The organism is Blastocatellia bacterium (assembly GCA_035275065.1).
Lineage (GTDB): Bacteria > Acidobacteriota > Blastocatellia > UBA7656 > UBA7656 > DATENM01.
Genome location: DATENM010000055.1, coordinates 196,871 through 211,306 on the forward strand (window position 1 = coordinate 196,871; position 14,436 = coordinate 211,306).

General features: G+C 49.5%; 15 protein-coding genes. 1 reads left to right on the top strand and 14 read right to left on the bottom strand.

The window, feature by feature from the left end:
• Positions 1-173: 173 nt before the first annotated feature.
• From VJ464_13515 to VJ464_13535, 5 genes are all read right to left on the bottom strand, one after another.
• Positions 174-395, bottom strand: coding sequence for a hypothetical protein (locus VJ464_13515; protein ID HKQ06148.1), 222 nt, complete (start codon positions 393-395; stop codon positions 174-176).
• A 423-nt stretch (positions 396-818) separates the two neighbouring features.
• Positions 819-1,049, bottom strand: coding sequence for a hypothetical protein (locus tag VJ464_13520; GenBank protein ID HKQ06149.1), 231 nt, complete (start codon positions 1,047-1,049; stop codon positions 819-821).
• Positions 1,049-1,417, bottom strand: a complete 369-nt coding sequence (locus VJ464_13525) for a hypothetical protein (protein ID HKQ06150.1) — start codon at positions 1,415-1,417, stop codon at positions 1,049-1,051. The genes VJ464_13520 and VJ464_13525 overlap by 1 nt, the downstream gene beginning before the upstream one ends.
• Positions 1,418-1,490: 73 nt before the next feature.
• Positions 1,491-1,808 (bottom strand): hypothetical protein, encoded by a 318-nt coding sequence (locus VJ464_13530; protein HKQ06151.1) that lies wholly within the window; start codon positions 1,806-1,808, stop codon positions 1,491-1,493.
• A 169-nt stretch (positions 1,809-1,977) separates the two neighbouring features.
• Complete coding sequence (locus tag VJ464_13535; GenBank protein ID HKQ06152.1) at positions 1,978-2,169, bottom strand: hypothetical protein; 192 nt, start codon at positions 2,167-2,169, stop codon at positions 1,978-1,980.
• A 365-nt stretch (positions 2,170-2,534) separates the two neighbouring features.
• Here VJ464_13535 and VJ464_13540 point away from each other — a divergent pair, with 365 nt between their 5' ends.
• Positions 2,535-2,879 (top strand): hypothetical protein, encoded by a 345-nt coding sequence (locus VJ464_13540; protein ID HKQ06153.1) that lies wholly within the window; start codon positions 2,535-2,537, stop codon positions 2,877-2,879.
• Positions 2,880-2,881: 2 nt separating this feature from the next.
• Here the strand turns inward: VJ464_13540 and VJ464_13545 are convergent, their stop codons facing one another.
• The 9 genes from VJ464_13545 to VJ464_13585 all read right to left on the bottom strand — a co-directional run bounded on the left by VJ464_13545 (position 2,882) and on the right by VJ464_13585 (position 14,027).
• Complete coding sequence (locus VJ464_13545; GenBank protein ID HKQ06154.1) at positions 2,882-3,265, bottom strand: helix-turn-helix transcriptional regulator; 384 nt, start codon at positions 3,263-3,265, stop codon at positions 2,882-2,884.
• 516 nt (positions 3,266-3,781) lie between these two features.
• Positions 3,782-5,083, bottom strand: a complete 1,302-nt coding sequence (locus tag VJ464_13550; GenBank protein HKQ06155.1) for a type IV secretion system DNA-binding domain-containing protein — start codon at positions 5,081-5,083, stop codon at positions 3,782-3,784.
• A 55-nt stretch (positions 5,084-5,138) separates the two neighbouring features.
• Complete coding sequence (locus tag VJ464_13555) at positions 5,139-5,792, bottom strand: replication-relaxation family protein (GenBank protein ID HKQ06156.1); 654 nt, start codon at positions 5,790-5,792, stop codon at positions 5,139-5,141.
• The gene (locus VJ464_13560; protein ID HKQ06157.1) at positions 5,789-6,976 is read right to left on the bottom strand and encodes a hypothetical protein; all 1,188 of its coding nucleotides are present in this window, start codon (positions 6,974-6,976) and stop codon (positions 5,789-5,791) included. Before VJ464_13560 ends, VJ464_13555 begins: the two co-directional genes overlap by 4 nt.
• An 87-nt stretch (positions 6,977-7,063) precedes the next feature.
• Positions 7,064-7,759, bottom strand: a complete 696-nt coding sequence (locus VJ464_13565) for a hypothetical protein (protein ID HKQ06158.1) — start codon at positions 7,757-7,759, stop codon at positions 7,064-7,066.
• Positions 7,737-7,949 (bottom strand): hypothetical protein, encoded by a 213-nt coding sequence (locus tag VJ464_13570; protein HKQ06159.1) that lies wholly within the window; start codon positions 7,947-7,949, stop codon positions 7,737-7,739. The genes VJ464_13565 and VJ464_13570 overlap by 23 nt, the downstream gene beginning before the upstream one ends.
• 356 nt (positions 7,950-8,305) lie before the next feature.
• A complete protein-coding gene (locus tag VJ464_13575; protein HKQ06160.1) occupies positions 8,306-9,424 on the bottom strand; it encodes a tyrosine-type recombinase/integrase in 1,119 nt (372 codons plus the stop codon).
• 261 nt (positions 9,425-9,685) lie between these two features.
• Positions 9,686-10,030, bottom strand: a complete 345-nt coding sequence (locus VJ464_13580; GenBank protein HKQ06161.1) for a site-specific integrase — start codon at positions 10,028-10,030, stop codon at positions 9,686-9,688.
• 67 nt (positions 10,031-10,097) lie between these two features.
• Positions 10,098-14,027, bottom strand: coding sequence for a hypothetical protein (locus VJ464_13585; GenBank protein ID HKQ06162.1), 3,930 nt, complete (start codon positions 14,025-14,027; stop codon positions 10,098-10,100).
• Positions 14,028-14,436: the final 409 nt, after the last annotated feature.

Below are 14,436 nucleotides of genomic sequence, written 5' to 3' on the forward strand. Positions count from 1 at the left end.
TTGATCTTTCTCCGGCCACATTCTTTGAGTTGATGAATCCACAGTTTTGTATTTGTTCCAGTCCATAATTATATAAGTTTGAATTTTGTATTTGTTCTTGGGGTGATGATCTCTACTTCCTCTAGGAATGGTGCTTCAAGCTGGGAAGTCTCTTTAGCTTGATCTTGTGCTTTTCAGGTGTCTATAGACTTGAATTGATTTAATGTTTTTTCGACTTCTTCGCGGCATAGAGTATCAATTGTTCTGGAATTCAGTTCTACAATTGCTTTCTTCTCATCCGAGCTTTTTCCGTCAGCAATCTCAAACTCTGTTTCTATCGCGCAAGAGCTTTCTATAGGCTCGAACTGCTTAAGCTGTACACGCTTTGAGAATGAGCGTTGAATCTTGATCTTCATTGTACTGGTATTGTACTCTCGGCCTTTTCTATCTCTGTAGCGATCTCGGAAACCATATAGATTCCCCATTCTTCAATTAGTATCTGGGCTAATTCTTTAGGGTCTATACCGTCTTTCTTCATTACTCGTAGGAAACTTCTAAAGCCTGTAAGGGTGATTGGATTGGTCATAGATTTATTTATTGGCTCTCATTGATTTGGGAGAGTGGGGACTTTGTAAGGAATACATTTATTTCCATCTTTAACGCCGCTGCCCATTTCTCTAAGAAATCTAGGCGGGGCTGACGTGAGCCTACTTCATAGTGAGAAAGTCCCATTGAACTTATGCCAAGCTCATCAGCCAATTCCTTCTGCGTTATATTCAGTTCTTCGCGGCGGATTCTTAGAACGTCTTGAGGTTTTATGTTGTAGGGGTGGCTTACATTCATTCTGGTAGGTTGAAGTAGTTAAAAAGCCCTTCTAACTTCCTCATTGCTCGACCTATAAATTGTTTGTGATCTTGTTTCTCCTGCTCGCTCCATTTGAAGTTCGGGCTGGTGATCAGAAGTAGGATTGCATCTTGGAGGTTAGCGATACCGTCCATTATTTCTATCTTGGCGTGCTCAATGTGGACTTTCTGGGTCTGGGGGGCTGTGGCTTTGATGAGTTGAGACATTAAAGTGTGATGAGTTTGTTTTCGACTAGGTAAATAACCATTCGAGCGCGGGCGTCGGCTTCGGTGTCTGCGTATTGTGTCGGAACATCGCCGTTAATGGTTCCGTGCGACCACTTTTCGCAAGACCACTTATACTTTCGCTTGGCATCAAAGGAACAGAAGTATGGCGGTAATAATTCTCCAAGCTCGGCTACGGTGAAGGCGGAACATTTTTGATCTACTGCTTGGATATTGCCCACATAGGCTAAGTCCCATTCTGGATTAGCGCCTTTCCGATAACGCCGATACCAAATGCTCTCCTGCTTCACTCCTAGCTCTTTGAGCTTCTTGGCAAGCTCTAGGCTTACTACTTGTTGTTCGAGGGTCATTAGAGTATTGCGAGGGTTAAGACCATTAAAACTAAGATTCCTAGAAGGGTTAGGGATTCAATAATGTAGGTTTTCATTGAAGTAATTCGTAGAGAAAGTTTATTGTTTCTTCCGACTGCTGGGTGAGGTCATCGGTGCGGGGGTTCCACGGACGGCGGATATTTCTCGAAGTGATGAGTTGATACCCTGCTGGCCAACCGTCATAGCTCTTACCTTCTATCGCCAGCAACACATCTGCGAGGCAGATAGGACGATACTTATTTCCGTCCGGTGGATAGTTTTTGTGCCACCAACAATCGCAGTTTTCTTTTCCACTTTCGCAGCCTTCAATGAAAATATCAGGATTCGCCTTGATACACGCCTGCCGGATTGTTTCTAGTTTTTCATTCATAGTAGCTATTTGGTAAGGTGGGTTAGTATGACTAGAAACAGAACGTCCAGAAAAGCCACTGATAGATTGCCGGATTTTCTTTGAGGGTTAAGCAATAAGGTAAAAAGTGGAAGCCCTGAACCTTACGAACCGATAAGCAAATAGTCATCTTGAGTAATTGGTTGGGGGGTTAGTTTTCTTGGGCGTACTTGATTTGGCGGGCAATCACTTCACAGGCTTGTTCATAGTCCAAAGGCACATCTTCACTGGTAATCTCTCGGTCGTTATCTGCATCCCAAACAGTAAGGATAAAGTAGACATCCCGCTCGCCCTTTCCCATACACACATCACACTTCTCAGTGGTGAACTCGTCAGGCTTCATTCCCTCGACTTCTACCTTGCCCGTTCCCTTACAGACATTGCACTTCATTTGATTTATTTTGTACGTTGGTTTTTATTGGTTGGCCTTTATGACTTAATGATACTGCACTGTCTAAAACTGTCAAACATCACTTATCCACAGGAGTAGATTCCTTCAAAACATAGGCAACCCAGCCGTGAGATTTGCCTATCATCTTTCCGACTTCTCGTGTTGAGAATCCTTGTTTATATAACCGCTGGGCTTTCTTGACTTGCTCGGCGCGGCGCTTCATCTGGTAGGGTGAATACTTCATACCCTAACTGTACAAAACCGTCAAAGGTTGTCAATGGCGTGAATCCACAGGGCAGAGGGCATATAATCTGGCTATGAGTAAAGAAGCAATCCAAGCGCAAATAGACGCTATGCCTGATGGCCCCCAGAAAGAACTAGCCGACTATATGAACAAGGTTTATAACGGCGAAGCTGATGCGGGCTGGGCGATAGTCGGTGACGATTACCGCTACGACCTGCTGGAAGCGCCGATCTGGACACCTCCGGCGAATGGTCAATTTATGTGGGGCGATGCCGGTGCAATAACAGAAGCAGCACACAACAAATTGGCTGCGCTGCGGGAGCGTGCGGGAGGCTGGTTTTATCTTAAAGATGGTCAGTTGATTTTTGTGACGCTGGAAGAATGGCAACAAATTAAACAGGGTCGCCGGGAGCCATAAGATTATTCTTTTCCTGCCTGTAACACTTTCTTGACTGCCTTTATCTTGGCAGGCTTGGCCTTCAGGAGAGCTTGGACTATCTCGGTAAGGTCTGGGCTGGATACAATCTTGTCTACTGCCTCAACAAGCACTCTGGCAGGCCACGGCTCGGTATTTCTAAAATCAGTCTCCTCTCCACTGGCAGCTTTATACAGTTCTACTCCATCAACGCCTAACCCTTTCGCCAGGGCGTTGAGCTTGTCTACGCTTATAGATTTGACCTTGCCAGAAAGGATGTCAGAGATTGTGGAGTCTTTGATTTTATTGCCGCTGCGGGCTTGGATGTGAATGCCCTTGAGGTTCTTCTCTTTCATTACTGCACGGATATACGTTCTCAATTTCTCCATAGCTTCCTTTGTAGGAAGCGACAAAAATAGTAGTTGACACACTACAAACGTGTGTACTACTATTCTCGCCGTTCCGAATTACCGGAATACACGTTCCAGAATAATGGAAGCGGCTCACTGGCAATTTGCTACTTCCATTAAAACCCAACTCTGCTGGGAGAGTGGTTCTCTCTAAAAGCTCTCTCAGCAGACCCTTTTTCTATCATGAGTAGTGAGGTGACGCAATCAAACGTATGCCAGCACTGCCAAAACACAGGGATTGCGCCAATAGGGGATTGCTATTTAGAGGCATTAGTTTTCTGCGTGTGTCCCATCGGAGAGAAGAAGCAACTGGAGGTTTCCCGCCTTACACTTAGTACCGAACAGACTTTCTCGCGGAGAGCCTATGGGGGAAAGATATAGGCTCTCCCTTTTTTTTCTAATCCCCAACCTCCGCTGCGTAAGGCGTCAATAAACGGCAATCTCCGCTTCGCTCCGACCGCCGTTTCTCGCCGCTTCCTCCGCTTCGTCTGGGGATTAGAAAGATTTAAGGATTTTAGCCTTGTCCTGCCCGTATCTCTTCAGTGATTCGTAGATCACCTTTTCCTTCTCTTGTTCATCACCATATTTCTTTGAAGGTGGGAACATTCTTACAAGAAAAGGGCCGACTGGCTTCATTGCGTCCAGCTTTTCAAAGTACACAAGCTTTCTGATGTAGGCTCGATAATCTGGAAGGTCTTGCAAAAGATACGGTGGCAGGTTGGTGGATAGTTCTTTGTTCAATAGCTCTGCGTCCTGGCCCCCCACTCGGTACACAGCATTGTTTGCTACGTTACCAAAGATCGCTGTTCTGATGTTCACAGGCAGAGCTGCGGCGGTCTGGGTTCCTAGTCCTAAATAGAGGCCATACTTTCTACTTTCGGCCAACACATAATCAATAGGCGCTGTAATAAAGTTCTGAAATTCATCAACAATGATTGTATGGAGCTTCCTCTGACTCTCGTGGATGTCCTGGCGAGACAGTCCAGCAAAGAATAGCTTGGAGAAGATAAAGCCTCCTAGTATGGCTGCTTCCTGTTTTCCTATACCTCCCTCTGAAACGTTGCATAGAATGATCTTGTTAGTATCTATGGCATCTCTGAAATCAAACGCCTCGGCAGTCTGACCAAAGACAGCCTGTAATAGTTCGTTGGTAACGAATTGATCTACCTTATTGGCGAGAGGTGCCAATCGCTCGGCTCGAAACTTCTCCATAGATTTAGAGTCGAGGTGTTCAAAGAAAGCCTTGGCGTTCTTGTTCTTCAGTTTCTTGGTGACTTTTACTCGATAGGCTGGATCATTAATAAGTCTCCCTAGTGTTAAAAATGTTGGTGTGTGTCCTTCAAGGATTGTGTATAAACTCCATCGTAAAATCTGCTCTGACTGATACCCCCACGCATCGGAGAACATCTTTCTAAACGCATCTACCACCGCTGAAACTTTTTGATCTATCGTTCCGACTCCCGCAAAAATATTGACCCCAATAACTCTTTGAAGTTGGGGATTGATATAGATAACGTCCCTGGTTCGGCCTTTCGGTATTCTTGTTAATAGGCTTTCCACAATCGAGCCGTGCGGGTCTATAACCGTGCATCCTAGACCTTCTCTTATGTTCCATTCCGCGATGTTCTGAAGAAGCGTAGATTTCCCTACGCCTGTCATTCCCCAACAAACCAAATGGCGTCTTCTGTCTTCCAGATAAAACGTTTCATGGGTGGTGGTATCTTCGCGTGTACCGATTGGTATAGGTTCCATTGCGGGAAGCCTGTAACCAGAACCCGTCATGAGTTTTTCACTCAAGAGGACTCCTTAACAGGCAAATGCGCTTTGACCCAGCGCACCGGGACCATTCTCATTATACCATTCGGGGAAGGAGGCTATGGGGACTGCTTTCATAAGGGATAAAGCAGATATTTCCCAGTGGATCGGATTTGAACCTTTCTATGGTAGTGAACAGATAAAGCTTACGTTTCTTCTCGGTCACTGAGCCTTCGGCCAGCTTTGAAAGGTTCCTGGCGCGGCTCTGACTGGTCGTAACAAACAGGACTCTAAAGGGGGTTTTCACTTCCTCGAAATAGGCAAGGTAGGCTCTGATCTTGGCTTCCATATCTTTGCTGTTCATCGTGCCGTTATCGGCCTCAATGAATAAATCCATAGATCGCTCTCCAACCTGAAGGGTACAGAATCCGTCTTGATGAACACTCGTCCAGTGTTCCTTTCCTTGTCGCCAGTCAATCAAAAGTCCAGTTCTATAAAGGGCAGTATGGATGGCCGTTATCATCAACTCGTGTTCAATGGTAAAAGGCGAGCGCCGGGACAGGTCTTTAGAGGAATAGATAAAAGGCTCCGTTGAAGCCCAGCGGTTTCTGTAAAGCTGTTTGGAAGAGACAAGTTTAGGCAACCGTCTTTCCAGAGACTTCTTATTACGCCCTAAGAAAGCAGCCAGATCATCTATGGTTGACAGTTCAAGGGTTAGGGCAGCTTGTAATATGTCGGTGTCTTTGTTCATTTTAAGAAGTCCCCTTCGTCGAGGTCTTTTTCATAATCGGTGTTGGTAAGTCTGCGGTCAACTTCCACTCTTTTCATCCAAGTGGCCAACAGAGTTGCGCGCAAACTGGAATGGTCGCAGCGGAAGTAAGGGACATTTTGCATGACACTCTCGCGGCGCACTCCATCCCGGCCTATAGCTTCAAAGTGTCTCTCAGGCTTTGGGGAGCCTTGAGTGGAGAAAATTATCTTGGTCTTGGCGTTTTGCAGAGCTGAAACAGTCTGCCTATCAAGGTGGTCAAGTCTTTGATGCAGGGCTATGAGTATCAAACCATACTTGCGGGTCTGGTCCAGGATAGTTTTGATGTCATCAGTGATGAATTTATAGCACTCATCCACTATCAGGTAGAGCCGCTTGCCACCCTTCTGAACCGTCTTGGTCTTTCGCAGGGCAATGTTCACAAGTTGGTTTATAGTCAACGCGCCCACTATGCGGTTATGCTCCTCTTCCATAAAAGAAGAGGGTTGGAGGTTCTGTAGGACTACACCTCCCTCGTCCCAAATCTTTTCAAGGTCTATGGAGTTTTCTTTCAGTGAAAGAATCCGTCTAAGCTGGGGATGCCTGAACATCTCCATCCTATTCTCGACTGATTCAATGAAGTTTTTGAACTCGGCAGGCTTTAGCCTATAAAGCTCCTCCCACTCCTCCCGAATACTGCATCCTTTCAGGATCGCCTTTCTTGCCGGGTGCTTGTATCGTAAAAGGCAATCCATCACGGTAAGCGGCAAACCCTGCTCGATCATTGTGAAATAGAGCATCCTCAGAAGCTTGCTTAATCGGGGGTACTCCAGGGGGTTATGACCCCAGGCTTTCATGGTCGCTTTGACCAAACCTTTGACCGTCGTAGACAGTACATCAGGGTCTTTCTCCTTTGACTGAAAAGGACAGGAACCAACAATCCACTCCCTCTCGGAGGTATCTACCAGATACATCGGTCGCCTCGGTCGCCACACCGAAGCCCAGCCTAAGTAATCCCTGACCTCCTCCCCGCCAGGGTCCATAAACACTACAGCCTCACCTTTGGCCGTAAAGGTTCTCGCCAAGAATTGAGCAACTCTCGACTTCCCGCTACCGCTCTCTCCCCAGCAATGGACATGACAACTCAAATCATCATCACTCAACTCCACACTCCCTAATCTAATCATTAGCCTTGCACTCCTTTCCTTGAAATAACCCTCTATCCTCAACGAATATAAAGGGTAAAGATGTGGGGACTGTTCCTACACTTGCTCCTACAGTCCCAGCTTCAACCGCTCTGTCTCAAAGAGGGCTTCTATCTCCTCCGCTGATTCTGGGTGAAGCTCTATAGCTCTTTCTTTCGCCTCTTTCAGCCGCTGGGATTTGTTGAAAAGTACCTCTGGGGAATTTCCCGCCACCCCCTCAATAGAAGCGGCGATTTCGGCTCCCAGTCTTAGATTGTCAGCCAAGGATGTCAGAGAGCCGTCTGTGCGAGCAACGATATACTCCACAAGATTGAGCTTCAGAAGCTCCTTGGATAGAAAATCAGCCTTGCGTCTGAGGTCATTGTAGGAGTCAATTAACTCCAATCTCACCGCCTCGGCGTAGAGTTCTTTCAATCTCTTTTCCCGGCCTGACAGAGGAGTGAGAATCTGTAAGCCGGGAAAGCCTGACACACCAGGAACTAGACGGGGGCTTTGGTCGGCGTAGACGATTGCCGTTTCCATATCCCGTGCCAACTCGCGTTGTTCGGCCTTGATTTCTTCAACAGTCCAACATCTTCTGTAAAAGGCGTCTGACCACTCTTGCCGTTTACGTCTCAGGAACTTTTCCATATTCCGATTTCGTCCCTCTCTCAAAATTGCTTTGACTAATCCCTGACTGAACACGTCCAGACAATCAAGGGCCATTTCAGCAAGTTCGGCGTAAGAGGGGCGGCGTTCTTCTTCAACTCGCATGAGGCTTTGCATAGTATTCTCCTTTGCCCGCTTGCACGAAACAATCCGGGCACATCATTTTCACAAAGGTGAAGGTTGCGAGTTCGCGGACGACAAGCTCACGGATGAATCCTGCAAGATCAATGCTAGGTCTTTGCCAGTTGCCGTTTGCTTGTATTTGCCCGCAGGGACAGAAGACGACAGCCTTGCGGGTCTTATTCATTTTCTCCCCTCCGAGAACCTTTCGAGTTCTGAAAGGGTGAACATTACCCGCGAGCCTATTCTGGTTGGATTGAGTTTCCTGCGTCTGATGAGACGCTTAACGGTGGAAACGCTGATTCCTAGAATGTTTGACGCTTCTGGGATCGAGTAGAGAAGTCTTGGTAGTGACATAGATGCCCCCATACCTTTAAAAGGCGTCTATATCCTGGCTAAAGGTTGGCTATACTTTAACCTAAGGACTGGTTAGTACCAGTTAAACAAACTCATTACTCAGATGCCAGTGCGATATTTTAAGTAGCTCTAATGGCTTTTATCGCTGCCCACATGAATACGCTCGTTAACTTCTTCTGTCAATCACTATTTTCTCCTCACAATCGCCTCTATTCTATCTGTCGCGCCCTGCTGCATCCCCTTTAGGACGTGGCCGTAGACTCTCAAGACCATCGCCGCATCTGCGTGTCCTAGCCGCTCTGATACAACTTTGATATTTTCTCCGTCCGCCAGTAGGAGGGTGGCACAGGTATGGCGAAGATCGTAGAGGCGTATATCCGGCAATTCAGCTTTTACCAAAATTGGTTTGAAATGCCGCTTTTCAATGTTGCGTCGTGAAAGTGGATTGCCGTTTGATGAGGCAAACACCACGTTATAGTTTTGCCACTTGGCTCCCATTTTCAATCTCTCTTCCGCTTGATGCCGTTTGTAATCGGCAAGCTCTTGAGTGAGATAACGGGGCAAAGGAATAGTGCGTCTTGATTGTAGGGTTTTGGGTTCTTTGAACGCCCAGTTGCCGCCGTGATTATGTCGGTACAAAGCTCTCTGGATAGTCACGGTGTTTTTCTGAAAGTCCAGGTCTGTCCATTGAAGAGCAAAATATTCAGACGGCCTCATGCCTGTAAGCAAGGCAAGCTCAAACATCAACCCGTATTTGTCCTTTGAAGCCTCCTCTAAAAACTTCTGGGCCTCCTCTGGAGTAAAGCACTTCATCTCCTTCTGAACTTTTATGGGTAGCTCAACATCGCGGGCCGGGTTAGTGGTAATCAGTCTCCACTTGATTGCCTGTTTTAATGCCCTGGCGAGCAAGTTATTTGCCTCTCTGACGGTCTTAGGGGAGAAACTGGCTTCTAACTCATCTACCATTCCTTGAACGTCTAAGGGCTTAATTTTGGAGAGCTGCTTGCGGCCTAGAAACGGTTTGATGTAAAGCCTGATGATAAGCTCGTAGCCTTCGATGGTTTTCTCGGCACGTTTGCCTTTGATGTGGGCAAACCACTTATCAAGGTACTGGTCAAGCGTGAGGGTATGTTCAAACTGCTCTGTCCCGTTTCTCAGTTGGTCTTTCAGATCGCGGGCAAGATTTCGAGCATCGGTCTTACTTTCAGCTTTGCGCCATATCTGGCGGCGTACTCCTTTGGAGTCGGTGTAGTTAACAACGGCGTAGATTTTTCCATCGCGTTCGGTGTAGGGTTTCTCTCTCATTACAACCTCCCTTATAGCACAGCCCACAGTTTCAGCCGTTCATCTAATCGGCCATCTAATCAATCAGTGAGCTATGCTGACTTTTGCTGCCCTTCCCTGGCCCTGCTTTCTTACATAACTGTTGCAAAACAAGGTCAGCCTGGGTCATAGAGGTTGCTCAAAGATCAAGGCCCTGGTCTTTTAACCAGAGGGTCGCTGGTTCGAGCCCAGCACGGCTCATTAATAAAACCAATGGTTTAGGGTGGTTACGCAACCACCCTTTCATTGTTTTTGACCATCCTTGCTGTAGTTCGCCAAAGCCTCAACTGCTCGCCTTTTTCTTAGCTCTGTAGCGTGGGTGTACCGCCTGGTCGTTTGCAGGTTACGATGCCCTAAGACTTCGGCAATGGCAAAAGCATCCGTGCCGGCATCGGCAAGCCGCGTCCCTGTTGTGTGCCGCAGGTCGTGAAACCGGAAGTCCTGAACGCCTGCCTCATTGCAAGCACTCCTGAAACCGTGCTTCAGTTCGACAAGACTTACCCCCGCCTTGGGATTGGTGAACACGCATTCGTACTCACTATTCTCCGGCCACAAGTCGAAGAGCGTCTTACGAACTTTGGTATTCATCTTTAGGATTCGCGGCGAGGGCGACAGTTGCCGCCCTCGCCCGCGAACAGAATGGTCTTCCTTCGAACTAAGGCTGATAGACTTGAACGTTGGAAGGTGCGCCGTTCGGGTTGATCACCTGCACCCGGTCACCGGGTTGAATGATGTTGCCTGCCTTCTTGGCCGTGAGGCTCGTGCTCGAGTCCACGAAAACCTTCTTCTGCTTCTGATCGTTAATGTACAATTGCGCGCCATCGACAAACCCACTGCCGGTCACGACTAACGCCTTCCTGTCCTTGACCACGCTGGTGATCCGTGGCCCCGCCGGCACCACTTGCCCTACGGCTATGCATTGAGAAAGCTCGGAAGTGTTTCTCGCCGAGTCAGTCGCCGTAGAATTCACCCAGCCGCTACTGGCCCCGCCGGGAATCTCGAACGTAAAGGCGAACGGGGCGTTGCCGTTGCTATCCGTAGTTACCTGTATCAGCGGCCTGAGCGGGATTGGTAGGGTGCCGATCAGTTGATGGCCCGAGCTATCGACGTTGCTGCCGAAAAAGAATTCGAGCGTAAATGTCTGGTTGGGGGTGCTGTTGAAGACGCCCCTGACCGTGGTAACGGCCGTCGGGACGACCACGCCATTGATCCTTTTGCTGCTGAGGAGGGTGTTGGCGGAGTTCAGCGTCGGAAAGTTCTGCAAGGTGTTGGCGCCTTGATCCAGGTCCCGGTCGTCGTTCGGGGTCACTCCGGGCAGGCCAAGGTCTATTCCTATGGCGGCGTTGGAAAGAATCAGGTTGGCGATCATCTGAATCTTCAGGCCGGGGTTGTTGTTGCTTGGAATACAAATCCCATTCCGGCCATTGTAAGCGATCAGGTTGTTCTCTATAGTGTTGCTGACGGAATCCGCGTCAACGAACACGCCATTCAACCCGTTCCCCAGCGGGCCGGTGCCATTGATGTTGGTGCCGATCAAATTGCCCCGAACGGTGATCCCGGTCCCGCCGGTTACGATCCCGCCATCGAGCTGTTGGCGGATGCCGATGCTAACGCCATGATCCCGGTTGCCGGAAATAAGGTTGCTCGGCCCGATGGTGTTATCCGGCGCCTGCGCGATGGATACGCCGTTGCCTTGGTTCGGCAGCGCTCGTGTGCCATGAGTGTCGGTGCCGATCAAATTACCCAGCACGACGTTCCCGGTGCACCCGAAGTTAACGATTGTAATTCCCGGGCCGATGTTACCGGAGATGAGGTTGGCCGTCCCGGCGGTCGTACCTCCTATGGTGTTATCGCGAGCTATAACCGGCGTATTATTTTGATTGACCAGGAAACCACCGAGGAGTACTCCCGCCCCCTGATTGCCCAGCGGCGCCGTGCCCGTGAGATCCGTGCCGATCAGATTGCCTTGAATCTGGTTTTCTGTCCCATTACTTCCAGACAAGGCGACGCCTGGGAAGCGATTGCCCGAGATCAGATTTCCCGATCCCTGAACCGCGCCGCCGACCGTGTTTCTGAAGGCAACGTCTATTTTCACACCATTGCTGTTGCCTAACGGCAGGGTGCCGGACCGGTCGGTGCCGATAAAATTGCCTTGCACCTGGTTTTGCGTCGCGTTAATTTCGCCTATAAATACGCCTGGCAGGCTGTTGCCTGAAATGAGATTGATCGCCGCCGACGTGGTACCCCCAATCGTGTTCAGGCTGCCATTCCTAATTTGTATGCCATTACTGGTATTCGCAATGGCGATAGTACCAGTAACGTCGGTCCCTATGAAGTTGCGCTGCACGAGGTTGCCATTGGAGTCTTTGTTGTTGATGCTCACACCAGCGCCATTGTTTCCTCCTTTGTTTCCGGAAATGAGATTGCCCGATCCAGCGACCGTGCCACCAACGGTGTTATTGTTAGCAATTGGCTGAGTCTCGCCTGAAACACCTCCCAGAACCACGCCCGCATCGCCATTGCCTAAAGCGACCTTTCCGGTGATATCAGTGCCGACGAAATTGCCTTGCACGAGATTTTGCGCGGAGTTCCCAATGAAGATGCCTGGGAATCCATTAGCTGAAACGATGTTGCCCGCGGCGTTTGTCGTGCCGCCGATCACATTGTTCGGCCCGCCGAGTAGATTAATCCCATTTCCCAAGTTGCCCAGTTCCAGTTTGCCAGTGGGGTCAGTACCGATGAAATTACTGTCAATTACATTGTTCCCATTTCTGTCCAGCACGATACCGCTATTCGTAAAGCGGTTGATCACCATGCCTCGGATTCTACTGTTACCGGCAAAGAGCCTTATCCCTAATGCGTTCGAACCCGCATTAGTCCCATCGAGTTCCACACGGTTTCCAGATGACATAACGCCATCGATAGTCACCGCTTCGTTTATGTCCGGCAACTGGCTGAATAATCGAATGGTGCCGACGCCGCCAGGTAGACTGAACTGGATCAGATCAGCTCCCGGATTGGCATTGGCATTCAACACAGCTTGTCTGAGCGATCCCGGGCCGCTGTCGTTTGTATTGGTAACGATAAAAGTCGTTGCCGCGGCTGTCATTACTGTAGTCGGGGCTGACCGACCGTTGGTGAGGATTACCAAGTCATTTAGCGCATCACCATTCAACCGCATCGGCAGCACGATTTCGGGTTCCCGCTCTGCCTCAAGCTTAGCCCTGAACACTTGCTCTGCCGCTCGACTCTCCTGCCCTGATTCGGTTTCAAGCTCTGCGGCGCGGTTGATGATCAACTCGATGCCCTGATGATTTAAGTCGGTTACCACGACATTGTCGACTGGCATGCTGGACATCCTCGCCGCAATCAATTTCGCCGTCGGCGCCCAGCCGTTGTCTGCCATCACATGACTCTTCCACTTTTCTATTTTTATACGGCCTTTCTTTCCTGCTACGTCGGATTCTTGCAGCCCTGCCCGGGAGAGCATTATCAACTGTCCGTCACCTCCCAGTAGGGCAATCTCGCTGCTATGATTGCCACTGAAATCCCCCAATGCAATCGACGTGATCAGGGAGGGGAATGTTCTTTGGTCAATAGATGCGGGTCTGACCTGTGCTTGCTGCGCTTGATCCAGAGACAGCTTGCGGTCTCTGCCGTAGACGATCATCAACTCGTGCCCTGCCGCCACCGCTAAGTCCATCTCGTAGCTGTCATCCAACTGCCCCAGCGCCAGCGCTGTCGCCTCCTCTGCCAACTCGAACGCTTCGGGTTTCGCCCTGAGCGCACCCTGCGGCCCTTCATACACCAGCACTCTCGCTCCACTGTCCCCATTCACCGCGACGATCACATCATCTAACCCGTCTCGCCGGTTGATCTCACCGACGGTCAGCGCCGTTAGCCCACCCGGCAATTCGATCCGCTGGGCCGCTCGCAAGTTACCTTTGCCGTCGCCCGACAACAAGTCGAGATGCCGGCTGCCGCGCGCTGCCGCCACCACATCCCAATGACCGTCGCCATCAAAGTCTCCCGCGCCGAGGAAGTCGGCGGCCTCGGGCACTCCAAAGACCAAGGCGGGCGACAAGAATGGCGCATCGGTAAAGCTGCCATTCGCCTTGCGCTGTTGTGCTTCAGGGGTGTTGGGATAGAGGGCATCGACATTGCCGCGCAGCAGGCTGACCATGCCGCCGCTGGCCGCGGCGTAGCCGCTGATCAGGTCGGGCACGCCGTCTTCATCGAAGTCGGCTGAAGCCAGCGACAAGGGCCGCGCCTGATTGGCTTCGAGCATCTGGGTGAGTTCGGCGGGGCCGCTGTATGCAGTGATGAGTTCGCGCCCGTCGCTGAGGTTGATGTACGGGGTGCCTCGCCCTGCTGCGCGCACGCTGATCTCATCGCTCATCCGCACTTGCTGAATCTCGAACCGCTTCAAGACTGTATCTGGAACTGCAGCAATTGCTGTTCTATGCATGTGAGGTGTCAAGGCAAAAAGCACGATTATCGCACTAATCACAGCCAAAGCTTGACGCCAGCTTATTCTGGATTGTACTGACCATAAAAGTGATTCAATGTTTGTTACTGCGTTCATCGTTATCCTCCCACATATTTTTCGTACTATTCCTGGTTTGAGCCATCGGTCTATTAAATTTGGGCCAATCGAAAGGGATACGTGCCCTCTATTACAGCTCGTGTATCAGTGAGAAATACATCAGCATAGTTCTGTCAGGCATAAATGGACTTAGCCGATTTAGATCAGGAAATGGCGTCAGATCCATTCAAGGCTTACCTCATTTATTCAATTTCGAAAAATTAACGTCGCAGCAACATCAGCAGGAAGGCTCGTTTTCAGAGCCCTGTTCAATCAACCAGTGCGACATTAATTTTTCAAAGATCAGCAGCATCTGGTGGGCGAGTTATTTTACCGAAGACTCACCAAACGACTATCGAGTGGCCGCAATCATATGGCATTTCGGTTTTTCGGTCAAGCATTACATGAT